Below are 23,549 nucleotides of genomic sequence, written 5' to 3'. Positions count from 1 at the left end.
GCCTAGAGGAACGCGCGCAATTCGGCCATGAACCGGTCGAACTGGTCATGGTGCAACCAGTGACCGGCGTTTTCAAACTCGATCACGCGCGGATTGTTGTTGAAGGCTTCTAGCCTGCCGTCGTGTTCTGGATTCGATGCCCAGCTATCCGCTCCATAAAGCAGCAGCATCGGGCAGGTGATCGCGCCCCACAACAGATTCAGCCGTTCCTCGGTGGTGTCTTCGAACGGCCAGTTGTTGAGATAGGGATCGAACTTCCAGCTATAAGTGCCGTCCTCATTGCGGGCGGCGCCGTGGATGGTGAGGTGGCGGGCCTGTTCGTCGGTGAGGAACGAGTTTTCTTCCTTCATCCGCGCAAAGGCGGCTTCGATCGTCGCATAGCGCCGCGGAATTCGGCCTGACGCGGAGCGGCGCTCATCGATCCATTTGCGGAAGAGATTGGCATAGCCCTCGCTCTCGCGCTCGGCACGGACCTTGGGCGAGGGGCCCAGCCCTTCGATGTTGACGAATTTGCGCACCTTTTCAGGATAGAGACCGGCAAAGCGCGTGGTGATATTCCCGCCAAGGGAGTGGGCGACAATCGTGACCTGGTCATAGCCCAGACTGTGGACCAGCTGGGCGAAATCATAGACGAAGGCATTGGTGCCATAGTTGCCGTCCGGCACCCACGCACTGTCACCGTGGCCGCGCAGGTCGGGCGCGATCACGTGCCAGTCCCTGGCCAGTTCCTCGGCCACCCAGTCCCAGCTGCGGCAGTGGTCGCGGCCGCCATGCTGGAGGATCAGCGGGGGTGCCTCGGGATTGCCCCAATCGGCGTAGTGGAGGCGAAGCCGCTGCGAGATGAAGGTGTTCGAGGTCGGGCCGTGCGGAGTCATGCTCGGGCTTTGCGCGTTTCGCCGCGTCAGGTCAATCGTGCCATCACGCGGGTTCAGAACTCGGCCTCAAGCGCGAAACGCAGTTGCCCTTTGGTATCGTCGCGCGATTTGCCAACTGCAAACAGGTAGCCCGCTTGGAGTTCCAGATCCGGGCCGAAACCCTCGATTTCGGTGCTGATCACCGGCCCGACGAAGTGTTCGCCGTACGGCGCAAACCGGTCGAAAGTTCCAAGATCGCCAAAGGCCTGCACGCCAAGCCGAAACTCGCCGATGGTTTCGATATCGGCGGACGCGGCATAGGACAGCTCAACCTTCGCGCCGGATACAAGCGGTTTCTCGGCGACGAGGTTGAGCCGCAGATCGACCGGGCCGGATCGCCGTTCAAGCAGGAGTTTGGTCTCGATCTTGTCCGGGCCGGTAAAGCCGAACTCGTATTCGCCATAGACCGCCAGATCGATGCCGCCGACCTTGCCCAGCGCCCAGATCGCCTCGATCCCAAGCGCTTCGGCCTTGCGGCTGTCACCCGGTTCGCGTTCGAATTCCGTGACCATGCCGACGCGCAGGTTATGACTGACGCCATAGGCGGCTTCGAGCTTGACGACGTCCTCTCCGTCATCGGGGCCGCCGGTCAGGGTATCGTAGCGGACTTCCGTTTCAAGCTCGCCCGGGTTTACCGTCGCACCGTAGACTTCGTCGCCCAGGCCGGGTGCGGCGTGGGCTGTTACCGGGATAAGCGTGGCCGCAATCGCGGCAAGGATGATCGTGCGCATGGTGTCCCCCTGAGTGCTGGCTCGCTAATGCGAGTGAGTTGCATATACAAGCGCGAAGTTGGCCTGCCTTGATCAAACGCAAACAGCGGGACAAGAATGGAAACGGACTGGCGTTAGCTCGGTCGGCAACCTATGTGCCGACAACCCCTTCAAAGCGCCGTCATTGCGGAGATATTCATGGCCACCCACACCACGCGCATGTTGATCATCGGCTCCGGTCCAGCCGGCCTATCCGCCGCGATCTATGGCGCGCGCGCCGGGCTTCAGCCGATCGTCGTCCAGGGGCTCCAGCCCGGTGGCCAGCTCACCATCACTACGGATGTCGAAAACTATCCCGGATTTCGCGATGTGATTCAGGGCCCTTGGCTGATGCAGGAAATGCAGGCCCAGGCCGAACACGTCGGCACGCGCATGTTGTGGGACACGATTGTCGAGGTTGACCTTTCCGGCCCGCCGTTCCGGGCCATCGGTGACAGTGGCGATATCTACGAAGGCGAAACACTGGTAATTGCGACCGGCGCACAGGCACGCTGGCTGGGTGTTCCGGGTGAGCAGGAGCTTTCGGGCAAGGGCGTTTCGGCCTGTGCGACCTGCGATGGGTTCTTCTATCGCGGCAAGAAGGTGGTGGTGATCGGCGGCGGCAATACCGCCGTTGAAGAAGCTCTATATCTCACCAACCACTCGCAGGACGTGACCCTGATCCACCGCCGCGATTCGCTGCGTGCGGAAAAGATCCTGCAGGATCGCCTGCTCGCGCACCCGAACATCAAGGTGTTGTGGAACAAGGCGGTCGATCACTTTGTCGGCGGCGACACCGGGCTGACCGGCGTTGCGCTGACTGACACGGTAACGGGCGCAAGCTCGGTCGAGCCAACCGACGGCGCCTTTGTGGCCATCGGCCACGCGCCTTCGACCGACCTGTTCAAGGGCAAGCTCGAACTCGATGCCGGGGGCTACCTCATCGTCGAGCCCGGTACGCCAAAGACCGCGATCCCCGGCGTGTTTGCCTGCGGCGACGTGATGGATCACACCTATCGCCAGGCCGTAACGGCAGCGGGCACCGGCTGCATGGCCGCGCTCGATGCCGAACGCTTCGTGGCCGAGCGCGAGTTTCTTGCCCGCAAGTAAGCCTTAGTCGAAGCTGCGCAGCACGCCTAGGATCTGGCCTTGCAGCCAGATCCGCGCTTGCGGCTCGACAAAGCTGTGCGTCGCATCCGGGCAGGTGCGGATGCGCGGGTCGTGCTTGTCCCAGGTGGCCACGAATGCCTGACCCGTGCGGTCATTCCCCGCGATGAGCAGGTGAACCGGGCCGGCAAATCCAGCGATCCCATCGGCCATCTGCTGCGCGAGCGAAGATGGCGGGGCATCGGCCTTCGCCGCGTCGACAAGGCTGGCGGTCAGCTTGCCCACTTCGACCTTGCCCGTCAGCAACCGCCAGATTGCCCGCGGGTCGGTCAGGCGTTTGAGGTAATGCTTGCGCAGTACCGATGGCGGCATGGCGGGAGCTGCTTCCACCGGAGCGCTTTCGGCTTCAGGCTGCGGCGCCGGGTCGAAGGTCCAGGGATTGGCGAGCACCAGCGCGTCGATCCCTTCGCCCCTGGCCAGCATCAGCGCCGATGCGGCATCGCAGTTGCCATAGGCAACGATCCGCCTGAGCGTCGGAAGGTGAGCGCGAAACGCGCGCACGGCGGCGGCGATATCGGGCGCGCTCGAAGTGAACGTGCCATTCTCGCCCGCGCTGTCACCCACGCCGCGCCGGTCGAAGCGCATCACCGGAAAACCCGCCGCAGCAATCCGCTCGGCCATTTGCGCCTGGCTGCCCCAGGGGCCGCTGCGCAGTTCGTTGCCGCCACTGACGATCAGCAGGCCGGTGCTTGCACGCGCCGTGTCGAGCGATGCGGCCAGATCGTATCCGCCGCACTTGAAGGTGAAATGGCGCCTGCTCATGCCGCGATCCCCATCGTGACAATGGCGGCCAGTGCATCGGCTTGATCCGGGCTTTCATCGGGTTCGGCGCGCAGCCACAGACCGCTGCCGCCGACCATGTCCTGTTCGATCAGGCTGGTTCCCGGCGCGGCGACCGGGGCGAGCGCCTGAAGCTGGCGGATCATTTCCGCACTAAGGCGGTAGCCTGCGAGTTCCAGCCCCTGTTCCAGCCCTTCGGCGAGCAGTCCGTCGACGGTTTCCTCGCGGCCCGCCTCGCGCGCGGAGAGCACGCGGGCGCGAAGCATGGTGCGCAGGATGCTCGCGCCCTTGGTCGGCGCATAGTGCCAGCTCCGCAGCCCCTTGGGCACAAGCAACGCGCCGCCCCGGATCGCCAGCACATGGGTCGCCTCGAAATGGCGCGCGGCAGCTTCGGCCGCCATGGCCCAGTCCTCGGCCTCGATGCCGGAAAGGTCGCGCTTGCTTTCGTTGGTGCCGGGCAGGTCGGGCAGGAAGCTGTCGATACCTGCACCATCGAGCCGCCGCATCACTTCAACGGTAAGCCGTCGCAGCCGGTTCGCTTCGTCGAACAGGGCGGGTATGACAAGCAGCCGGCACTCGCGACCCGCATCGAAGCCCAGCGCGTATTCCTGCGCCGCCGCGCCGCCGGGCAGGGGGCAGGGGTATCCGTTCGTCTGGATCACTGGCCGCGCTTCGCCTCCGCATAGGCCAGCAGCCCGCCATAGGTGGCCAGAAGTTCACCATCGAGGTCTTCGTCCTCGATGACGATGTCGAGCCGGTCCTCCATTTCGGTGAGCAGCCCCGCTACCGCCATGGAATCGAGTTCCGGCAGGTGACCGAACAGGCCGGTATCCGCAGCGAAGCCTTCCGCCTGACCCGGCTTGAGGCCAAGCACGTCGGTCAGGATCTGGCGCAGCTTTCGGTCGGTATCGCTAGACATGATTTGGCATCCATTCATCTTCTTTTCCCGCGGCCTTAGTCAGCCTGCGCCCCATGGGCAAGGCGGTGGAACATCGCTCGCGCGATATGGGGCCAGGCCCGGGGCGTGGCCGGATTGAGGCAATCGAGCCGGAAGCGGGGACGCACCTGTTCCATCCAGTCACGCTTGTAGCCATCGTTGCCAGTGCCGAAATCGACCAGTTCAACCTTATCGCGGTCGATCACCTGTTCGAACAGCGCGGCGGACAGCGTGGTGCCGGGGGACAGTGGCTTGGCGTCATCGACATGGGCAAGCTTGTGGATGAAGGCGGCGCCGCCTTCCACGGTCCAGAACTGCGCGGCGACCGGGCGGTCTGCGGCATAGGCGAACGCCATACGCAGCCTCCCGGCCGCGCCTTCGGCCTCGGCAAAGGCGCGCAGGAATCCGGGCGATCCTTCGTCGGGCTTCCAACTGGCGGCGTAGATCGCTTCGTAGGCGTCCCAGGCGGCAGGATCGAAACGGTCGAGCAGCACAACGCGCACCTTGCCGGCCTTGCGTTTCAGCGTGGTGCGCAACTGTCCCGGGCGTCCGGCAAGGAATTCGGAATAACTGCGCCCGCCGACTGCAAGCACATGGTTCACGTCGCACTGCTGTCGCGCAACCACCCACCCGGCGGCCGTGAAGGCCTGTTCGAGCTTGCTGGCGGAACCGTCCTCATCGGGCAGCGGGTTGAGCGTGACGCGCCATGCACGGTCCTTCAGATCGCGGGCGAGGGCAACCAGCAGTCCGTCGCCGCCTTCGCTCAGCAGCGGACGGGTGCGAAAGCTGTACCAGTTGGCTGCGCTGCGCAGGTGTCCGGAACCGGAAAGAGCAAGCACGGCGCGGCGTTCACCATCGCTGGCAACCGCAATTGTCGGTTCGATCCCGCAGTGCCGCGCCAGCAGATCCAGCCATTCGGCGCGGTCGAACGGTGCAGAACGGGCATGCGCAGAGAGCAGCGCGAAAAGGTGCGGATCGCCTTGCACTTCCTTAACACCAGCGTGATATGCAACGCTAACCAAACCGCTTAAGTTCCCTGTTGGAGTGCTTTTTACCCGTGCGCGCAGTGCCCGAAACCACAATCCGGCCACTGGACCATCTGGCCCTGACCGGGGCGGATGAAGCCCCCGCGCTCGTGCTGCGCGAAGGTGTTCTTAGCTACAAGGACTTAAGGGATCGTGTCGCTCGCCTGGCGGGCTGGCTTAGGGCGCAGGTGCCGGAACGGCGCGCGCGCGTGGCGACCTGGGCCGCCAAGGGCGAACTCACCTGCCTGCTGCCACTTGCCGCCGCCCGTGCGGGGCTGGTCCATGTGCCGATCAACCCGCTGCTGAAACACGCGCAGGTCGCCCATATCCTGGCCGACAGCGGAGCGCGGCTACTGATGGGCACGCCTGCGCGGCTGGCCACGCTGGAAGAAGGCAACGTGCCCACCGAGTGCCGGGTTGTTGCCGAAAATGACGTACTGCTTGGCGCTGCCGAAGCGCTGGGGCTTGGGGCTTCTGATGCGGATCCCGATGACCTGGCGGCTATCCTCTATACCAGCGGCTCGACCGGCAAGCCCAAGGGCGTGATGCTGAGCCATGCCAATATGTGGCTCGGAGCCGAAAGCGTCGCGAGTTACCTTGGATTGCAAGCCGACGACCGCGCCTTGGCGGTGCTGCCGCTGTCATTCGATTACGGGCAGAACCAGCTCCTCTCGCACTGGTACGCCGGGGCGAGCGCAGTTCCGCTCGATTACCTGACCCCGCGCGACGTCGTGAAGGCGATCGAGCGCCATGGCGTCACCACGCTAGCTGCCGTGCCGCCGCTGTGGGTGCAATTGGCGGAGCTGGAATGGCCTGCCGAAACTGCTGGCAAGCTGCGCCGCCTGACCAATAGCGGCGGTGCCCTGACGGTTGACCTTGTAAAGCGTCTGCGCGCCCTGTTCCCGCAGGCGCGGCTGTTCGCGATGTATGGTCTTACCGAGGCTTTTCGCTCCACCTTCCTCGATCCCGCATTGATCGACAGTCATCCGACCTCGATGGGCAAGGCCATTCCCCATGCCGAAATCCTGGTGATCGGCGACGACGGCCAAGAGACCGCCGATGGCGAGGAGGGCGAACTCGTCCACTGCGGGCCGTTGGTCGCGCAAGGCTATTGGCAAGACGCGGAACGCACTGCCGAGCGTTTCAAGCCGGCACCGCAGGGCTCGCGCTATGGCGGAATGGCGGTGTGGTCCGGGGACCGGGTGAGGCGTGACGCCGAGGGGCTGCTCTATTTCGTCGGTCGCCGCGATGCGATGATCAAGAGCGCCGGCAACCGCATCAGCCCGCAAGAGATCGAGGAGGCCGCGCTGGCGACGGGGCTGGTGGCGGAAGTGGTTGCACTCGGCATCCCCGATCCGCGCCTGGGCCAGGCCGTGCACCTCGTCGTGCGTGCCGTACCGGGAACTTCAGGCGCGGAAGAAGAACTGCCACGTATCCTTATGCAAGAATTGCCAAATTTCATGCAGCCCAAGGTCATACACTGGAAAGCCGCCATGCCGATTTCGCCCAATGGGAAGATTGACCGGACGGCGCTGTTCGCGGAGCTGGTGGCATGAAGCCGCTCGGCCCGGTTCCGGCTGGCTTTGCCGCCATCGACGGCGAACTCGCGATAGCGGGACGCAAGGCGTCTGAACTTGTGGCCGAGGCAGGAGGCACCCCGCTGTTCGTCTACAGCGCCGACCTGATCCGCCAGCGCGTGGCGCGATTGCGCGCGGCACTGCCCGACCGACTGGCGTTGCACTATGCGGTGAAGGCCAACCCGTTCGGACCGCTCCTGTCGCTGATGAGCACACTGGTCGATGGCTTCGACATTGCCTCGGGCGGGGAGCTTGGGCTCGTGACGGCTGCTGGGATCGACGCGCGGGCGATCAGCTTCGCCGGGCCTGGCAAGCGCATCGCAGAGCTTGAATCAGCCGTTTCACAAGGGGTTACGATCAACTGCGAATCCGAAACCGAAGCCGCCCGGGCGCTGGCCATTGGCGAACGGCTCGGGATCGCGCCGCGGATCGCGATCCGGGTCAATCCGGATTTCGATCTCAAGGGGTCGGGCATGAAAATGGGCGGCGGTGCCAAGCAGTTCGGGCTCGATGCGGACCGGGTGCCGGCGCTCGCCCGCCACGTCATCGCGGCCGGCGCCGCGTGGCGGGGGTTCCACATCTTCGCCGGGAGTCAGGCACTCGACGCTGCGGCGATTGCCGATACGCAGGCGCAGACCCTGGCCCTGGCCGCCCGGCTGACCGACCAGATCGGCGCGCCGCTGCCGCACTGTAATCTGGGCGGAGGTTTCGGCATTCCCTATTTTCCGGGCGACATTCCGCTTGATCTCGAAGCGGTCGGCGCTGCGCTGTCGGAACAATTCGAGCGTCTGCCTGCCGCCATTGCCGATACGGCATTCTGCGTCGAACTCGGTCGCTATCTCGTTGGCGAATCAGGCGTTTATCTCACCGAAATCATCGACCGGAAGATCAGCCACGGCGAGGTTTTCCTGATCGTCGATGGGGGGCTGCATCACCAGCTTGCCGCCTCTGGCAATTTCGGCACCGTCGTGCGTCGCAATTATCCGGTGGCGATTGCATCGCGCTTTGACGCCGAACTGGCCGAGGAAGCGAGCGTCGTGGGCTGCCTGTGCACTCCGCTTGACCGGCTGGCCGACAAGGGCGGTTTTCCTGTGGCCGAACCGGGCGATCTGGTCGCGGTGTTCTGCGCCGGGGCCTATGGCGCCACCGCCAGTCCCGCAGCTTTCCTTGGGCAAGGGCCGGCGCTGGAAATGCTGGTTTAATCATTCATCAAGTCGCTGTCCCGGCTTGGGACTGCCCCGTAATTGGGGCAACAAGGCTAACGTAATATTCACCCTTCTTGTCGATAGCGGAGCCTGAATAGCCGGGCCTTCGTGCGGGAAGGGCATGCCCACAGCGGCGGCGCGGCGCTTTCGAAGGATATGCCTGATGCCGTTCAACCGCTTTTCACGCCTGCTAGCGAGCAGCGCCATTGCCAGTCTTGCGCTGGCCGGTTGCGCCGGAGCCGGGAGCGGTCCGCAGCTTCCACCCGCCAGTTTCGTGGCGATGCAGGAAGGCCCCGGTGAAGAATACGTCATCGGTCCGCTCGACGAGCTGACCATCTTCGTCTGGCGCAATCCGGAACTTGGCGCGAAAGTGCAGGTGCGGCCTGACGGGCGCATCACCACGCCGCTGATCACCGACATGCCGGCCGTGGGCAAGACGCCCTCGATGCTGGCCGAAGACATCAAGCTCCAGCTTTCGCAGTACATCCAGGACCCGCTGGTCTCGGTGATCGTGAACAAGTTCGCCGGCACCTACAGCCAGCAGGTACGGATCGTTGGCGCCACTGAAAAGCCCGCCTCGATCCCCTACCGCGCCAACATGACGCTGCTTGACGCGATGATCGCGGTCGGCGGTCTTTCTGAATATGCCGCGGGGAACCGCGCCAAGCTGGTCCGTTTCGACAAGGAGACCGGCACCCAGAAGGAATATTCGGTGCGCCTGGGCGATCTGCTCAAGAAGGGTGATAGCAAGGCCAACGTCATGCTGATGCCTGGCGACGTGATCATCATCCCCGAAAGCTCGTTCTGAGGAAGGGTCCGGGGACACCGCGATGAACAACCTTTACGACGAATTGCGCGCGGCGCTCTTCTCGGTCTGGCATCGGCGCTGGCTGGCGCTGGGCGTGGCCTGGGGCGTGTGCCTGCTCGGCTGGCTGGTCGTGGCGATGGTGCCCAACAGCTATGAATCGAAGGCGCGTATCTACGTTCAGCTCGACAACGTCCTGTCCGATCAGATCGGCATCGGCCGGGGCGACCGCAAGAGCGACATCGACCGGGTGCGCCAGACCCTGACCAGCGCGGTCAACCTCGAGAAGGTGATCCGCCGCACCGCCATTGGCGAAGACGTGAAGACGCCCAAGCAGATGGAAATGGCCGTGCTCAGCCTGGGCAAGCGGATCAAGGTCGAGGCGACGCAGGACAACCTGTTCGAAATTACCGCCAGCTATGGCGATGGTGGTTATTCTGATCCCAAGAACGCCAAGCTTGCGCAGGACATCGTCGTTACCCTGATCGACATTTTCCGCGAGGAGAATCTCGCCGGAAACCGCGGCGAAATGAGCCAGTCGCTGGATTTCATGGACCAGCAGCTGGCCCAGCGCCAGAAGGAGCTGGAAACCGCCGAACAGAAGCGCCTGGCCTTCGAAGCCCAGAACCCGGATCTCGTTCAGGGTGGCGTGACGACTTTGCAGAAGCTGGAGACCCTGCGCAGCGATCTGCGCACGATCGACGCCGACCTTGCCGCCGCGCAGAGCGCGCTGGCGGCAATCAACGGCCAGCTGGCCGGTACGCCGCCGACCCTGCCGGGTGCGGGGCCGACCGGTGGCGCCCGCGCGGCGCTGGCGCAGGCGCAGTCCGATCTGGCTTCGCTGCGCGCCCGCGGCCTGACCGAGAACCATCCCGATGTGATCGCGGCGAAGAACCAGGTCGCGGCGCTGCGTCCGGCCGCCCAGGCCGAAGCGGCTAACGGCGGGGGCGGGGTGCCGAACCCGGCTTATACCTCGCTCCAGTCGATCAAGGCGGAACGCCAGGCCAATGTCCAGGCCCTGATGGCGCGGCGCGCTTCGGTGCAGGGCGACATTAGCCGCATCACCTCGCTGCAGATCTCGAACCCGCAGCTTGCGGCCGAGTACCAGCGCATCAACCGTGATTACGACGTGCTCAAGGGGCAGTATGACAAGTTGCTGCAGGACCGCGAGGAGCTGCGCCTGCGCGGTTCGGTCGAGACCGAGCAGAGTGCGGTCAAATTCGACGTGATCGATCCGCCAACCACACCCCGTGCGCCGATTGCACCGAACCGCCCGCTGTTGCTGTTCGGCGTGCTGGTGATTGGTCTGGGTGCCGGTGCCGCCGCCGCCTTTGCCCTGGGTCAGCTGCGTTCGACCTTCACGACAACGGCCAAACTTGAGCGGGCGATCGGCCTTCCCGTCCTGGGCGCGATTTCGAACGCCGTGACCGATGCCGGGCGCGAACTGCGCGCCAAGCACATGAAGTACTTCATCGCCGCTTCGGGCGCGCTCGGCGGACTTTTCATCCTGCTGCTGGTGGTCGAATACGTCCAGCGCGGCATGGTGGCCTGAGGGGATAGCCATGACCGAACAGAGCAAGATTCCCCTGCCGCAGAGCGAGGACGAGGCCGAAAAGCCCGCAACGCTGATCGAGCGCGTGGTCCGCAACTATGACCTCGTCAAGCTGTCGCCCGCGCCGATTCCGGAAGACCTGGTGCCGCCGGTCAAGCAGCGCCGGCGCTACCGCCGGGCCGAAGAAGTGGTCGAGGATGCCCAAGTGACTCCGGTGGCGGAGCCCGAAACGGCGCCTTCGGCAGAAGCCAGCGTCGCACCGGAATCCGGAACCCCGCGTCCCGAAGTGGTCGTGCCCGAAGTTGTAGCGCCAGCGCCGGAACCGGTTTCCGCTGCGCCGAGCCAGCTTCCCGCCGTGCAGGATGCGGCGGTCCCCGCTGTGTCGCCAGTTGTGTTTTCCGGTCCGCGCCACACCGTCAATCGCCAGCATCTGCGTGACCAGGGCCTGATCGTGCCCGAAGGCAGCGTTACCGCGCTGCTTGAAGAGTTTCGCATCGTCAAGCGGCAGCTGCTGCTCAACGCATCGCAGCTTGCCCAGCAAGGCATGGGCGCAGCCGCCCAGCGCATCCTGATCTGCTCGCCGCACCCGGGCGAGGGCAAGAGCTTTACCTCGGTCAACCTCGCGCTGGCGATTGCGGCCGAAAAGGAAAGCGAAGTCTTGCTGGTCGATGCCGACTTCGCGAAGCCTTCAGTGCTCTCGATGCTCGGAATACCGGGCGGTCGCGGCCTGATGGACGCGCTGGCCGATCCGGAACTCGACGTGGCCGACTGCGTGATCGGCACCGACATTTCCGGCCTGTGGGTGTTGCCTGCCGGCAATGCCACCAATTCGGACAGCGAATACCTTTCCAGTTCGCGTACGCGTGGCGTGCTGGACCGTCTGACCCAGGGTGCGCCCAATCGTATCGTCATTTTCGACAGCCCGCCGGCCCTCGCGGCTTCTCCTGCCGCGGAACTTGCCAAGTATGTCGGGCAGGCGGTGCTGGTCGCGCGTGCGGACAAGACCGCGCAGGGCGCGCTAGAAGACGCGATCTCGCTGTTGGCGGGCTGCCCGAACATCCAGCTGCTGCTCAATGCAGTCCATTTCAGCCCGAGCGGCCGCCGCTTCGGCTCCTATTACGGTTACGGGGGATGACCATGGTGTCGCGCCTCTCTTCAAGCCTGGCCGCGCTGGCCGCTGCCTGTGCGGTGCTTTCGCCCCATGCCGTTCACGCCCAGGCGCTGCCCTATGGCGATATGTCCGGCGAGGACGGCGGCGACGACAGTGCTGGCGATGATGGCATCGCCGCTTCGGTTCCGCTTGCCAAGCACACGGGCAAGGTCAAGATCACGCCCTATATCGAAGCGCAGCAGGTCGCGCTGGCGGAGCTTTCGCCGGGCAGCGATGTGCTGACTTACACCACGCTCGCCGCCGGGATCGACGCCTCGATCACGGGCCGCAATTCGCAAGGCTCTGCCTCGGTGCGTTATGAACGCCGGTTTGGCTGGGGCAAGAAGACCACTGACAGCGACGTGATCAGCGGCGTGGCCCGCATGTCGGTCGCGGTCGTGCCGCATACCCTCAGCCTCGAGGCCGGCGCGCTCGCCTCGCGCATGAGTGTGGAGAACACCGGCTCAACCGTCAGCGGAGTCGATCTCGGCAATTCGATCAGCCAGATCTATTCGTTTTATGCCGGACCTTCGCTGACCACTCATGCGGGCGATGTGGCGATCAACGGGCATTACCGGCTTGGCTATACCCGCGTCGAAGCGCCCAAGTCGCTGGTGCTCGCCCCCGGGCAGAGCGCGATCGACGTGTTCGACGATTCGGTGGTGCACAACGCCGAAATCCATGCCGGGACGCGCGCGGGCACTCTGTTGCCGGTCGGGGTCGGGGTTGGTGCGGGCTGGTATCGCGAAGATGTCTCCAATCTCGATCAGCGCGTTGAAGACAAGCACGCCCGCGCCGATATCACCCTCCCGGTCGGCACCGACGTCGCGCTGGTTGGTGGGATCGGGTACGAGGACGTGACGATTTCAAGCCGCGATGCGGTGCGCGATCCCGTCACCGGAGCACCGGTGATCGGCAGCGACGGACGCTATGTCACCGACAAGTCGGCCCCGCGCCAGATTGCCTTCCACAGCGAAGGCCTGATCTGGGATGCCGGCGTGCTGTGGCGCCCAAGCAAGCGCACAGCGCTCGAAGCCCACGTTGGCCGGCGTTATGGCTCGACCAGCTATTATGGCAGCTTTGCTTACGCGCCAAGCGATCACACCAGCTTCAACGTTTCGGTCTATGACAACATCACCGGATTTGGCGGGATGCTCAACAACTCGCTGTCGAATCTGCCGACCGAGTTCCAGGCACTGCGCAATCCGCTGACCGGCGATATCGGCAGCTGCGTTGCCAGCCAGGGCAGCGTCGGCGCCGGGCAAGGCACGTGCTTCGGCAATGCGCTGGGTTCGGTGCGTTCGTCGGTATTCCGCTCGCGCGGTATCATGGCCACCTATGGCGTATCGGGCAGCCGCCTGCAGTATGGCATCGGCGCCGGTTACGATCGCCGCAAGTTCGTGGCCGCACCCGGCACCGTGCTCGCGCTGGCCAATGGTGTGATCGACGAAAACTACTGGGTTTCAGCCTATCTCAATGGCCGGATCGACCGCAATTCCAGCTTTGGCACTAATGTCTTCGCCAACTGGTACCAAAGCGGAGATGCCTCGACTGGCGATGTCGTGGCTGTTGGGGCAACCGCTGCCTACTACCGTTCGATCACCGATCACCTCACCGCGACCGCCGCGGTGGGTACAGAAAACGTCAACCGTGACGTGCTAGACGATATCTGGACTGCGCAGGCCATGGTTGGCGTGCGGTATTCCTTCTGAGCTGTGTGGAGCAAGACGCGATGTTCAACGACTTTTACGGGCTGACCGGTCGCCCTTTCCAGCTCACGCCGGATCCGACCTTCTATTTCGAGAGCCTGACGCACCGCAAGGCGCTGTCCTATCTCTCCTATGGCCTGGCCCAGGGCGAAGGCTTCGTGGTGGTCACCGGTGAAGTGGGCGCAGGTAAATCGACCCTGGTCGCGCACCTGATGGCCACGATCGATCCGGCCCGCCTGACCGCCGCGCAGATCGTCACCAGCAAGCTCGACGGCGAGGAACTGGTGCATGTCGTCGCGCAGGCGTTCGGCCTGATCGTCGACGGGCATGACAAGGCCAGCGCATTGGGCGCGATCGAAGCCTTTCTGCACGACGAAGCCCGTGCGGGCCGCCGCTGCCTGCTGGTGGTCGACGAAAGCCAGAACCTGGGGATCGATGCGCTGGAAGAACTGCGCATGCTCTCCAACTTCCAGCTTGGCGCGCACCCGCTGCTGCAGACCCTGCTGCTGGGCCAGCCCGAATTCCGCGACACGATCCAGGATCACCCGCAGCTTGAACAGCTGCGCCAGCGCGTGATCGCGGCGCACCACCTCGAGGCGATGGAACTGGGCGAAGTCCAGCCCTACATCGAACACCGCCTGAAGTGCGTGGGCTGGACCGGCAATCCGCAATTCGACCAGCGCGTGTTCACAGAGCTGTTCGAGGCCACGGGCGGCGTGCCGCGCCGGATCAACCAGATCTGCAACCGCCTGATGCTGCTGGGCGCGGTTGAACAGCGCAGCCGGATTGACGGAGCGATGCTCAGCCAGGTGCTCGAAGAGCTTGAACTCGACGGCACGCTGCAGCTCAAGCGCCCCGAGCGCAAGGCTGCCGAGCCTGCCCCGGTCGCCGCGGCTGTTCCGCAGGAATTCGCAGCTGCCGCGCCCGCGCCGGTGGTTCCGGTCGATGCCGTGGTCATGGCCGAACTCCAGGCGATGCTGGCCGAGCGCGACGCCCAGATCGTCGAACTGCAGCAGGCCGTGATCGAACTTGCCAACGAGCGCGATGCCACGCCGGTCGTTCCGGCCGGGCGTGACGAAGCCATGGCCGAACTCGAAGCGAAGTTCGCCGGACTTGAGGCCAAGATGATCGAACAGGAACGGACGATCCGCCAGACGCTGACCATGCTCATCGAATGGATCGAATCCGACGACGCCCAGCGCGCCGCCGCCTGATCTCGCCAGGAGGCGAAACGCCGTGTCGTCACCTGTGGTCAATGGCCTTTCGGTCGACGTTGAAGACTGGTTCCAGGTCGGCGCCTTCGAAGGGGTGATCGACCGGGACAGCTGGGATTCGCTGTCCGACCGGGTCGAGCGCAACTGCGCCCTGATCCTCGATCTGTTCGCCGCCGCCGACGTGCGCGGCACCTTCTTCACACTGGGCTGGGTGGCGCAGCGCCACGGACCGCTGATGCGCCGGATCGTCGCAGCCGGGCACGAACTGGCCAGCCATGGCTGGGACCATGCCCGCGTGTTCCGGATGGACCGGGCCGAATTCGGCGCGGACCTTGCGCGCAGCCGCAAGGCACTGGAAGACGCGGCCGGGGTGCCGATCAAGGGTTACCGCGCGCCCAGCTTCTCGATCGACCAGCGTACGCCGTGGGCCTATATGGAACTGGCCGAGCAGGGCTATACCTATAGTTCGAGCGTCGCTCCGGTGGTGCACGATCATTATGGCTGGCGCGATGCACCGCGCTTTGCCTTTCGGCCGCTGCCGTGGTCCCCGTTGATTGAAATCCCGGTGACGACCGCGCAGTTTGTCGGACGCAGGCTGGCAGCGGGCGGGGGCGGGTTCTTTCGCGTTCTGCCATACCGTTTTTCGCGCTGGGCGATCCGGCAAGTGAACCAGCAGGATGGCCGACCGGCGGTGTTCTATTTCCACCCCTGGGAAGTCGATCCGGAGCAGCCGCGCGTACCCAATGCACCGCTTCGCTCGAAGCTGCGGCATTACACCAACCTTGAAGTGATGGCCGACAAACTCAAGCTGCTGCTGGGCGATTTCGCCTGGGGTAGAATGGACATCCTGGCACACCGCGAAGCTCAGCAGGCGGTGGAGATGGCGGCATGAATGCGCCCTTCCATCCCCAGCGTCTTGCGCTGCGCGAAGCCGATTTTGCCGACGCGGAAGACCTGCGCCGGATCGAGGGCTATGTCGCGCGCCATGCCGAGGGAACGCCCTTCCACCGTCCGGCCTGGCTGGTCGCCGCCGCGCGCGGCACCGGCAACCGCGCCTGCGCACTGCTGGCCGAGCGGCATGGCGAACTGGTTGGCTACGTTCCGCTGATCGAGGTCGGCTCGCCGCTGTTCGGACGGGTTCTGGTGTCAAGCGGATTTGGGGTCGGCGGGGGCTTGCTGCTCGATGATCCGCGCGACGCCGGCCAGTTGTTTGCAGGTCTTGAAGAACTGGCTCAGCGCCGGTCCTGCCCGACGATCGAACTGCGCGGCGGGCCTCTGCCAGAGGGGCGGACGGGCTGGAAGGTGCGCCACGATTCCCACTGCGGCTTCGTCGCGCCGCTGGCTGCCGATGACGAAGCGCAGCTGGCCTGGATCCCGCGCAAGCAGCGCGCCGAAGTGCGCAAGGGGCTGGCGGGTGATATGACGGTGGAAATCGGGCGGGGCGAGGGCGACCGCGCGGCGCACTATGCCGTTTATGCGACCAGCGTGCGCAATCTCGGCACCCCGGTTTTCCCGCGCCTCCTGTTCGATGAAGTGCTTGATGCCTTTGGTGAAGACGCTGACATCCTGACCATACGTGACGGCGGCGTGCCGGTGGCGAGCGTGCTCTCGCTCTACCACGCGGGCGCGGTCATGCCCTATTGGGGTGGGGGCACATACGCAGCGCGGCGGCTGCGCGCCAATGACCGGATGTATTTCGAACTGATGCTCCACGCCCGGCGGCGCGGCTGCGATCGGTTCGATTTCGGCCGATCGAAGACCGGCAGCGGCCCCTATGACTTCAAACGCAACTGGGGGTTCGAACCGCAGCCGCTCGGCTATGCCAGCTGGACGGCGTCCGGGGCTGAGGCGCGCGACGCCGACCCGACCAGCGCCAAGCACGCGGCCCGGATCGAACTGTGGAAACGCCTGCCGCTGCCGATCGCCAATCTGATCGGGCCGCTGATCGCACGCGGTCTGGGCTGAGGTATGGTCATGCCCGGGCAAGAGATCCTTTTCCTGGCCCACCGGGTGCCGTTCCCGCCCAACCGGGGCGACAAGATCCGCTCGCATCACGTGCTGCGACATCTGGCGGCGCTTGCCCCGGTCCATGTTGCCAGCTTTGCCGACGATGCGGCCGATCTGGCCGAAGCGGGCAACCTTGCGCAAGTCGCGGCGAGCCACTGCCTGATCAGGCGCAGCAAACCTTTGCCGCTGGCCGGGCTTGAGGCCGTTGTCACGGGCAAGCCGATCAGCCTGACGGCGTTCGACAGTCCGGCGATCAGGGACTACGTCGCAAGGATCTTGCGCGAACGCCCGATTGGGGCGATCTATGTCTTTTCCGGGCAGATGGGCCAATATGTGCCCGCGAACTTTGCTGGCCGCGTGGTGTTCGACTGTGTCGATGTCGATTCCGCCAAGTTCGAGGCCTATGCCGCCGCCGGTCACTTGCCGATGCGCTGGGTCAACGCGCGCGAGGGGCGCAAGCTTGGCATGGAGGAAGCGCGGCTCGCGGCGCGCTCGGATGTCACGCTGCTCGTCTCGGACGAGGAAGCCGCGCTGTTCCGGGCACGCCTTTCGCCCGAACTGGCCGTCACCCGCGAAGTTCGCGCCCTGCGCAACGGGATCGATGCGGATTTCTTTGACCGGCAGTTGGTCGAACCAGCGCAGGATATGCGCGCTTGTCCGGGGCCGCGTCTGATCTTTACCGGGCAGATGGACTATGCCCCGAACATCGCCGCCGCCAGGCGCGCGATCGAGCGGCTGCTGCCGGTGATCCGCCAGGTCCATCCGGGGGCGAGTTTCCACGTCGTTGGCCGCAATCCGCCGGCGGACCTGCTGGCCTGTCACGGCAAGGGCGGAGCCCATGTCTGGGGCGGCGTGCCCGATATTCGCGAATGGCTGGCCGCCGCCGACCTCGCGCTGGTGCCATTGGAGATCGCCCGCGGGGTCCAGAACAAGGTGCTTGAGGCGATGGCAATGGGCCTGCCTGCCGTGCTCAGCGATGGCGCTGCGACCGGCATCGGCGGGGTGAACGGTCTGCACTATCTGGCCGCAATGGACGATGCGGCGCTGGTGCAAGGCTGCCTGTCGCTGCTTGAACGGAGCGAGCAGGCCGCCGAAATGGGCCGCGCCGCGCGCCGTTTTGTGATCGACGAGCTGAGCTGGCCTGCCACGCTGGCGCCGCTTGCGGCCATGCTGGGGCTTGAACCCGCTGCGGCGCGCCATGCCGCCTGACCTCGCGCTTGAGGCACCAATCCATGACGCCGAGAGCGCAGCGCCGTGGCGCGATGCGCTGATCCGGCTTGGCGGATGCTGGCTTGCGCTGCTCTTGTTGTTCGCGCGCGACTGGGCGGAGATCCTCGACCAATGGTGGAATTCATCGACCTACAACCATGAACTTCTGGTGCCGCCGATCGTCGGCTGGCTGGTCTGGCTGCGCCTGCCGCAGCTGCGCAAGCTTGAGCCAGAGGCGTGGTGGCCGGGGCTGCTAGCGCTAGGGGCGGCATTGGTGCTGTGGATGCTCGGCGCAATGGCGGGTTTCAACCTGTTCCGGCAGGCGGGCGCGATTGCGATGCTTCCTGCTTCGGTCCTGCTGGTGCTTGGGCCGCGCGTTGGGGCGGGGCTGATCTTCCCGCTGTGCTATGCCGCCTTCATGGTGCCGTTCGGCGAGGAGCTGGTGCCGCCGCTACAGATGATTACCGCGCACCTGACGATCTGGCTGGTGCAGTTGAGCAATGTTCCGGCCAATATCGACGGGGTGTTCATCGATACCCCGGCCGGGCTGTTCCTGGTCGCGGAAGCCTGTTCGGGCGTGAAGTTCCTGATTGCCATGGTCGCGCTTGGCGCGCTGGTCGGCAATGTCTGCTTCCGCAGCTGGAAGCGCCGCATCGCCTTCATGGCACTGTGCGTCGTTGCCCCGATCGTGACCAACGGGATCCGCGCCTGGGGGACGATCTATGTCGCGCAATACGTCGGCGCAGAACGGGCCGGCGGGATCGATCACATCATCTATGGCTGGATCTTTTTCGCGCTGGTCATCGCGGCGGTTCTTGGCCTGTCATGGCGCTACTTCGATCGCGCGGTCGACGATCCGATCATCGACGCGGATGCGATTGGCGCAGACCCGCGACTTGCCCGCCTTGCCAGCAAGCGGATCGGTACGCTCGCAGCGGTTGTCGCGCTTGGCGTCATGGTGCTGGGCACGCAAGGCTGGGCGCGCGCAGCGGACCGGCTGATCGCGGCGGTGCCGCCGCAGATCTACCTGCCGGACGTCCCAGGCTGGCACCGGGTCGACTATACGCCAAGCGCGCCGTGGCATCCGCGCGCAAGCGGCGCCGATCATCGCCTGCTTGGCTCTTATGCCGATGCGGACGGGAACCGGGTCGATGTGTTCTACGCGCTCTATTCATCGCAGGACGAAGGCAAGGAGGCAGGGGGTTTCGGGGAAGGGGCCTTGCAGGCCTATACCGAATGGAATTGGGCGGGTCCGGGCCCCGAACTGGGCAACGCGAAGTCCGAGCGGCTGCGCTGGGGCGGGGCGGTGGAGCGGTTTGCCTGCACCTGGTATCGCAGCGGCAACCTCCTCAGCGGCAGCAATGCCCGGCTCAAGCTGGTCAACATCGCCGACCGGGTGCTGCTGCGCGAGCGCCCGACGATGATGCTGATCATTTCGGCCGAACAGCGCCAGGGGCATCCCGCAGGTGCCGCAATTGCCACTTTTGCTTCCTCCGTCGGCAACCTCGGTGCGTGGATGGACCAGATCGGGAAGGTCCGCTAGGTCACTCAAATATGTGCGGAATCGCCGGTCTCTATCATCTCTCGACCCCCAAGCCGGTCGATCCTGCACGGATCGAGCGGATGTGCGACGCCATGGCGCACCGCGGGCCCGATGGTCACGGCATCTGGACCGCGCCGGGCGTGGGGCTTGGGCATCGCCGCCTCTCGATCATCGACGTAGCCGGATCGCCCCAGCCGATGGCATCCAGCGACGGGCGGGTGATGCTGGTCTTCAATGGCGAGATCTACAATTACCGCGAATTGCGCGAGGAACTCCGCGCTGGCGGCGCGATGTTCCACACCGACGGCGACAGCGAAGTGATCATTGCCGCGTGGCAGCGCTGGGGGCCCCAATGCGTCTCGCGCCTGCATGGCATGTTCGCATTCGCAATCTACGATCTTGAGGCCCGCAGCCTGTTCCTGGCGCGCGACCGGCTTGGGGTTAAGCCGCTGTTCTATGCGGCGCTAAGTGACGGCAGCCTGATCTTTGCGTCGGAACTCAAGGGCCTGATCGCTCACCCCTTGCTGCGGCGCGAGGTCGATCCGCTGGCGATCGAGGATTACCTCGCCTGGGGTTATGTGCCGGATCACCGTTCGATTCTGACCGGGGTGCACAAGCTCCCGGCGGGCTCTAGCCTGTTGCTGCGCCACGACAGGGCGCTGCCAGCGCCGAACCAATGGTGGGACGTGTCCTTCGCTGAACGCCGCAAGGGCCGTGCTGCCGACCTTGAGGCAGAACTGCTGCACCTGCTTCGCCAGGCGGTGTCTTCGCGGATGGTGGCCGACGTGCCGCTTGGCGCGTTCCTGTCGGGCGGGGTCGACAGCTCCAGCGTGGTTGCCCTGATGGCCGAAGCCAGCGGCGCACCGGTGAAGACATGCTCGATCGGCTTCGATGTCGCGGGCCTCGATGAAACGTCCTACGCTGATCAGGTGGCGCGGCGCTTTGCCACAGATCACCGCGCGCGCACCGTATCGCCCGACGATTTCGATCATGCCGACGATCTTGCGGCAATGTTCGACGAACCGTTCGCCGATGCCTCTGCCTTGCCGACCTGGCGGGTCTGCCAACTGGCGCGCGAGACCGTTACCGTCGCCCTGTCTGGCGATGGGGCGGACGAGGCGCTGGCCGGCTATCGGCGCCATGCCTTCCAGCACGGCGAGGACCGGCTACGCGCGATCCTGCCGCAATCGCTTCGTGGTCCGGTCTTTGGCGGACTTGGCGCGATCTATCCCAAGGCGGACTGGGCACCCCGGCCGTTGCGGGCGAAGTCCACCCTGCTGGCCCTCGCCGGGAGCAGCGAACAGGGCTATGCCCGCGCGATCGGCGTGACCCCTCCGGAATTGCGTCAGACGCTGTATTCGCCAGATTTTCTGCGCGAGCGCGGGGAATACCGCGCCGAACAGCCGTTCGAGGCGATGATGCGAAGCGCGCCAGCCCGATCCGGGCTTGACCGGGCGCAATATGCCGACCTCAGGTTTTGGCTGCCGGGCGATATCCTGACCAAGGTCGATCGCACCAGCATGGCGGTCAGCCTCGAAGCGCGCGAGCCGCTGCTCGATCACCGTCTGATCGAATTCGCCGCAACGCTGCCAGAAGGGCTGCGCCTGAAGCGCGGACAGGGGAAGTGGCTGATGAAGAAGGCCATGCGTCGCTATCTGCCCGATGAGATACTCTATCGGCAGAAGCAGGGTTTCGTGACGCCGATCGCCGATTGGTTCCGCGGACCGCTTGCCGGAGCGGCCCGGGCGATTTCCTCCAGCACCTCGCTGGCCCGCACCGGCTGGTTCGATACGCGGCGGCTTGGAGATATCGCAGAAGCCCATATTTCGGGCCGGTCCGATCATTCCCGGCTGTTGTGGCAACTGCTGATGCTGGACAAGTCATTGATCCGTCTCGCAATCGTCTGACGGTAACCAACTCGCCACTACGTCGGCGGCGGCGAATCGGCTTGAATGCTGGGCTTTTGCCTTGCGCTACGGGGCCGTGCTTCAAGCAAACTTAACCATTGCGCGCGTAGAGCCGTTGGGTTCGAACGCCAAAATCATGGATTAATGCGCAAACTTCTGAAATCGCCTCTGTATGTCACCCTGGCCATCGTGGTGCTGGGTGTGCTCACGCAGTCGCTTCAGGCGTTTGACCACATCTACTGGAATGTCTGGTTCAAGAACCGCGCCCAGATCGAAACCAACAACGCTGTAGTAATTTCGCTCGATAACGGCGTCGCCCTTAGCGAAGCGTCCGTTGCCAGCTCTACCGCCCAGCAAGCGAAGTTGCTCGGCCTGATCGGATCCGCGCGGCCGCAACACGTGTTTTTCGATTTTCCGCAGATTTCCGGCGATAATGTCCAGGGCGACGCCGCCTTGCGGACCGCCATCGGAAACTTTGGCGACGGGTTGACAATGGTCCGCCGCAGCCAGGTTCGCAGCGGTCTGAACAAGTCCATTCCCTTGCCGTCAGACTTCGGTGTGCCCTATGGCGTCAAGCAGGCGGTTTCGGCGTGGGACGTGAACTTCCTGGGCTATGCGGAAAAGACCGAGAGCAGCCAACTGATCGACGGGGCGTTTCTGCCAGCCGTTGCGGTGACCATGCGATCGCCGCGGTTCAGCGGCGGTACGGTTTATCCCGATCCAAGGTTCGACTTGCATTCGGTCCGCGTAATTTCCGCCCGGGACGTGCTGAACGGCAAGGTTGGACCAGACGCCCTGGCGGGCCGACTGGTCTTCGTCACCAATACCAATTCATCGCTGGATACGGCACTCGGCTATTTTGGCTTTGGGGTGGAATCTGCACCGGCGGCGCTGGTCGATTACTCGGGCATGCGCAGTGCGAGCCGCGGCAATTCGATCAACCTGGGTTGGCTGCCCGGGATCGCGTGTTTTGCCCTCGCAATGTACTTCGGCACCCGCCTGACCCGGCGCCGATACAAGGTGATGCTCTATGCCGGGTTCGTCGTCGTTGCGATCCTGCTGCCCGGATATCTTCGTGAGCACGCCTTTGTCCTGAGTATCGGTCCGACTTTCGCGGCATTGCTGCTCTATGCTCCGCTGCGCAGCTCGCAAAAGTGGCGCAGTCGGGTGCAACTGACCAGCAGCGCCTCCGGTCTGCCCAACATCGCCGCGATGTCGACGCAGTCGATTGACCGCACGCAGGACGTCGTTGCCGTCTCCGTCAGCCAATACGAGCAGATGATGGCGAGCCTGCCGCGCGAACTTCACGGCGAATGCGCCCGCCAGATTGCCCGGCGCCTATCGCTTGGTGCGGGCGACCGGCAAATCTTCGATAACGACAATGGCCATTTTGTCTGGCTCGAAGAATCGAAGACGCTCGACGGACTGATCGAACACCTTGAAGGTCTGCGCGCCCTGTTTTCTTCCCCGCTGGTGATCGGCGGCCATGTTCTCGATACGACCGTCCATTTCGGTGTGGATCGCAATATCGACAGCAAGCCGATCAGCCGGATCCAGTCAGCCCTGGCCAGCGCGAACGAGGCCCAGGGCAAAGGCAAGCTGTATGAAGAGTTCAACGAGCAACGCCTGGCCCAGTCGCCCTGGGAATTGTCGCTCCACGCCCGGATCGACGAAGGATTGCGCAACGGCGATATCTGGCTTGCCCTTCAACCGCAGTACGATTTCCGCAATCGCCGCTTCTCCGGCGCAGAGGCGCTGATCCGCTGGAACGATCCGGTGCGCGGCGTGATCCCGCCGGATGCCTTCATCCTGCAGGCCGAGCGCGCCGGGCGGATCGAGGCAATCACCTTCTGGGTGCTCGAAAAGTCCATCAGCATGCTCGAAGAGCTCAACCGGGTTGCCGGCCCATTCCAGATCAGCGTCAATCTCTCGGCGCGGATGGTCGATCATCCCGCACTGGTCCATCGGGTTTCCGACATCGTTCGCGAACGCGGCCTGCGCGATTGTTCGCTGATCACGTTTGAAGTGACCGAAACCTTCAGCATGGCCAATCGCGAACAGGCCAAGCGCAATCTGGCCGCGCTGCGGACCATGGGCTT

20 protein-coding genes are annotated in these 23,549 nt (G+C 64.7%); 14 read left to right on the top strand and 6 right to left on the bottom strand.

The features are described 5' to 3' along the window. Positions 1-2: 2 nt before the first annotated feature. Together ACE3SN_RS04425 and ACE3SN_RS04420 are read right to left on the bottom strand one after the other, a co-directional pair. Positions 3-875 (bottom strand): alpha/beta fold hydrolase, encoded by an 873-nt coding sequence (locus ACE3SN_RS04425; RefSeq protein ID WP_374527862.1) that lies wholly within the window; start codon positions 873-875, stop codon positions 3-5. A 53-nt stretch (positions 876-928) separates the two neighbouring features. Continuing rightward, positions 929-1,645, bottom strand: coding sequence for a hypothetical protein (locus tag ACE3SN_RS04420; RefSeq protein WP_374527861.1), 717 nt, complete (start codon positions 1,643-1,645; stop codon positions 929-931). Positions 1,646-1,822: 177 nt separating this feature from the next. On the opposite strand from ACE3SN_RS04420, the gene trxB reads away from it, so the two are divergent. Next, complete coding sequence (trxB, locus tag ACE3SN_RS04415; RefSeq protein ID WP_374527859.1) at positions 1,823-2,773, top strand: thioredoxin-disulfide reductase; 951 nt, start codon at positions 1,823-1,825, stop codon at positions 2,771-2,773. 3 nt (positions 2,774-2,776) lie between these two features. On the opposite strand, the gene ACE3SN_RS04410 is transcribed toward trxB, so the two are convergent. The 4 genes from ACE3SN_RS04410 to ACE3SN_RS04395 are packed head-to-tail and all read right to left on the bottom strand — an operon-like array spanning position 2,777 to position 5,533. After that, positions 2,777-3,592 carry a hydrolase 1, exosortase A system-associated gene (locus tag ACE3SN_RS04410; protein WP_374527857.1) on the bottom strand — a complete coding sequence of 272 codons (816 nt, stop codon included), beginning with the start codon at positions 3,590-3,592 and terminating at the stop codon, positions 2,777-2,779. Further along, positions 3,589-4,272 (bottom strand): hypothetical protein, encoded by a 684-nt coding sequence (locus tag ACE3SN_RS04405; protein WP_374527855.1) that lies wholly within the window; start codon positions 4,270-4,272, stop codon positions 3,589-3,591. The genes ACE3SN_RS04410 and ACE3SN_RS04405 overlap by 4 nt, the downstream gene beginning before the upstream one ends. Further along, positions 4,269-4,529: an acyl carrier protein gene (locus ACE3SN_RS04400; RefSeq protein WP_374527853.1), complete on the bottom strand. Its 261-nt coding sequence runs from the start codon at positions 4,527-4,529 to the stop codon at positions 4,269-4,271. Before ACE3SN_RS04400 ends, ACE3SN_RS04405 begins: the two co-directional genes overlap by 4 nt. A 35-nt stretch (positions 4,530-4,564) precedes the next feature. Next, positions 4,565-5,533: a GNAT family N-acetyltransferase gene (locus tag ACE3SN_RS04395; RefSeq protein ID WP_374527852.1), complete on the bottom strand. Its 969-nt coding sequence runs from the start codon at positions 5,531-5,533 to the stop codon at positions 4,565-4,567. A 71-nt stretch (positions 5,534-5,604) separates the two neighbouring features. On the opposite strand from ACE3SN_RS04395, the gene ACE3SN_RS04390 reads away from it, so the two are divergent. The 13 genes from ACE3SN_RS04390 to ACE3SN_RS04330 form a co-directional block, all read left to right on the top strand. Beyond that, the gene (locus ACE3SN_RS04390) at positions 5,605-7,128 is read left to right on the top strand and encodes an acyl-CoA ligase (AMP-forming), exosortase A system-associated (protein ID WP_374527850.1); all 1,524 of its coding nucleotides are present in this window, start codon (positions 5,605-5,607) and stop codon (positions 7,126-7,128) included. Further along, a complete protein-coding gene (locus ACE3SN_RS04385) occupies positions 7,125-8,351 on the top strand; it encodes a pyridoxal-dependent decarboxylase, exosortase A system-associated (RefSeq protein WP_374527848.1) in 1,227 nt (408 codons plus the stop codon). The genes ACE3SN_RS04390 and ACE3SN_RS04385 overlap by 4 nt, the downstream gene beginning before the upstream one ends. A 166-nt stretch (positions 8,352-8,517) precedes the next feature. Continuing rightward, positions 8,518-9,162 carry an XrtA/PEP-CTERM system exopolysaccharide export protein gene (locus tag ACE3SN_RS04380; RefSeq protein ID WP_374527845.1) on the top strand — a complete coding sequence of 215 codons (645 nt, stop codon included), beginning with the start codon at positions 8,518-8,520 and terminating at the stop codon, positions 9,160-9,162. Between the two features lie 22 nt (positions 9,163-9,184). Further along, the gene (locus ACE3SN_RS04375) at positions 9,185-10,711 is read left to right on the top strand and encodes an XrtA system polysaccharide chain length determinant (RefSeq protein ID WP_374527844.1); all 1,527 of its coding nucleotides are present in this window, start codon (positions 9,185-9,187) and stop codon (positions 10,709-10,711) included. A gap of 10 nt (positions 10,712-10,721) precedes the next feature. Continuing rightward, positions 10,722-11,846, top strand: coding sequence for an AAA family ATPase (locus ACE3SN_RS04370; protein WP_374527842.1), 1,125 nt, complete (start codon positions 10,722-10,724; stop codon positions 11,844-11,846). Continuing rightward, positions 11,843-13,573 (top strand): preprotein translocase subunit YajC, encoded by a 1,731-nt coding sequence (locus tag ACE3SN_RS04365; protein WP_374527840.1) that lies wholly within the window; start codon positions 11,843-11,845, stop codon positions 13,571-13,573. The genes ACE3SN_RS04370 and ACE3SN_RS04365 overlap by 4 nt, the downstream gene beginning before the upstream one ends. A gap of 20 nt (positions 13,574-13,593) precedes the next feature. Beyond that, positions 13,594-14,784, top strand: coding sequence for an XrtA/PEP-CTERM system-associated ATPase (locus tag ACE3SN_RS04360; RefSeq protein WP_374527838.1), 1,191 nt, complete (start codon positions 13,594-13,596; stop codon positions 14,782-14,784). Between the two features lie 22 nt (positions 14,785-14,806). Beyond that, on the top strand, positions 14,807-15,676 hold the full coding sequence (locus ACE3SN_RS04355; RefSeq protein ID WP_374527837.1) for an XrtA system polysaccharide deacetylase: 870 nt from the start codon (positions 14,807-14,809) through the stop codon (positions 15,674-15,676). Continuing rightward, positions 15,673-16,749, top strand: coding sequence for a FemAB family XrtA/PEP-CTERM system-associated protein (locus ACE3SN_RS04350; RefSeq protein ID WP_374527835.1), 1,077 nt, complete (start codon positions 15,673-15,675; stop codon positions 16,747-16,749). Before ACE3SN_RS04355 ends, ACE3SN_RS04350 begins: the two co-directional genes overlap by 4 nt. Positions 16,750-16,758: 9 nt before the next feature. Beyond that, positions 16,759-18,000, top strand: a complete 1,242-nt coding sequence (locus ACE3SN_RS04345) for a TIGR03087 family PEP-CTERM/XrtA system glycosyltransferase (protein WP_374527833.1) — start codon at positions 16,759-16,761, stop codon at positions 17,998-18,000. Beyond that, entirely contained in the window at positions 17,990-19,543 is a 1,554-nt protein-coding gene (gene xrtA, locus ACE3SN_RS04340; protein WP_374527831.1) for an exosortase A, read from the top strand. The genes ACE3SN_RS04345 and xrtA overlap by 11 nt, the downstream gene beginning before the upstream one ends. Positions 19,544-19,554: 11 nt before the next feature. Beyond that, a complete protein-coding gene (locus ACE3SN_RS04335; protein WP_374527829.1) occupies positions 19,555-21,450 on the top strand; it encodes an XrtA/PEP-CTERM system amidotransferase in 1,896 nt (631 codons plus the stop codon). A 144-nt stretch (positions 21,451-21,594) separates the two neighbouring features. Continuing rightward, on the top strand, positions 21,595-23,549 hold a 1,955-nt coding region (locus ACE3SN_RS04330), incomplete at its 3' end, for an EAL domain-containing protein (RefSeq protein ID WP_374527828.1).

The organism is Novosphingobium sp., from assembly GCF_041915465.1.
Lineage (GTDB): Bacteria > Pseudomonadota > Alphaproteobacteria > Sphingomonadales > Sphingomonadaceae > Novosphingobium.
The sequence above is the reverse complement of the archived record's forward strand: the minus strand, read 5'-3'. Positions and strand labels throughout refer to the sequence as shown.

Excerpts from the sequence above, each read along its gene's own strand:
- ACE3SN_RS04425 (WP_374527862.1), bottom strand. The coding sequence starts at position 875 with ATGACTCCGCACGGCCCGACCTCGAACACCTTCATCTCGCAGCGGCTT.
- ACE3SN_RS04420 (WP_374527861.1), bottom strand. The coding sequence starts at position 1,645 with ATGCGCACGATCATCCTTGCCGCGATTGCGGCCACGCTTATCCCGGTA.
- trxB (WP_374527859.1), top strand. The coding sequence starts at position 1,823 with ATGGCCACCCACACCACGCGCATGTTGATCATCGGCTCCGGTCCAGCC.
- ACE3SN_RS04410 (WP_374527857.1), bottom strand. The coding sequence starts at position 3,592 with ATGAGCAGGCGCCATTTCACCTTCAAGTGCGGCGGATACGATCTGGCC.
- ACE3SN_RS04400 (WP_374527853.1), bottom strand. The coding sequence starts at position 4,529 with ATGTCTAGCGATACCGACCGAAAGCTGCGCCAGATCCTGACCGACGTG.
- ACE3SN_RS04385 (WP_374527848.1), top strand. The coding sequence starts at position 7,125 with ATGAAGCCGCTCGGCCCGGTTCCGGCTGGCTTTGCCGCCATCGACGGC.
- ACE3SN_RS04380 (WP_374527845.1), top strand. The coding sequence starts at position 8,518 with ATGCCGTTCAACCGCTTTTCACGCCTGCTAGCGAGCAGCGCCATTGCC.
- ACE3SN_RS04375 (WP_374527844.1), top strand. The coding sequence starts at position 9,185 with ATGAACAACCTTTACGACGAATTGCGCGCGGCGCTCTTCTCGGTCTGG.
- ACE3SN_RS04370 (WP_374527842.1), top strand. The coding sequence starts at position 10,722 with ATGACCGAACAGAGCAAGATTCCCCTGCCGCAGAGCGAGGACGAGGCC.
- ACE3SN_RS04365 (WP_374527840.1), top strand. The coding sequence starts at position 11,843 with ATGACCATGGTGTCGCGCCTCTCTTCAAGCCTGGCCGCGCTGGCCGCT.
- ACE3SN_RS04360 (WP_374527838.1), top strand. The coding sequence starts at position 13,594 with ATGTTCAACGACTTTTACGGGCTGACCGGTCGCCCTTTCCAGCTCACG.
- ACE3SN_RS04350 (WP_374527835.1), top strand. The coding sequence starts at position 15,673 with ATGAATGCGCCCTTCCATCCCCAGCGTCTTGCGCTGCGCGAAGCCGAT.
- ACE3SN_RS04345 (WP_374527833.1), top strand. The coding sequence starts at position 16,759 with ATGCCCGGGCAAGAGATCCTTTTCCTGGCCCACCGGGTGCCGTTCCCG.
- xrtA (WP_374527831.1), top strand. The coding sequence starts at position 17,990 with ATGCCGCCTGACCTCGCGCTTGAGGCACCAATCCATGACGCCGAGAGC.
- ACE3SN_RS04335 (WP_374527829.1), top strand. The coding sequence starts at position 19,555 with ATGTGCGGAATCGCCGGTCTCTATCATCTCTCGACCCCCAAGCCGGTC.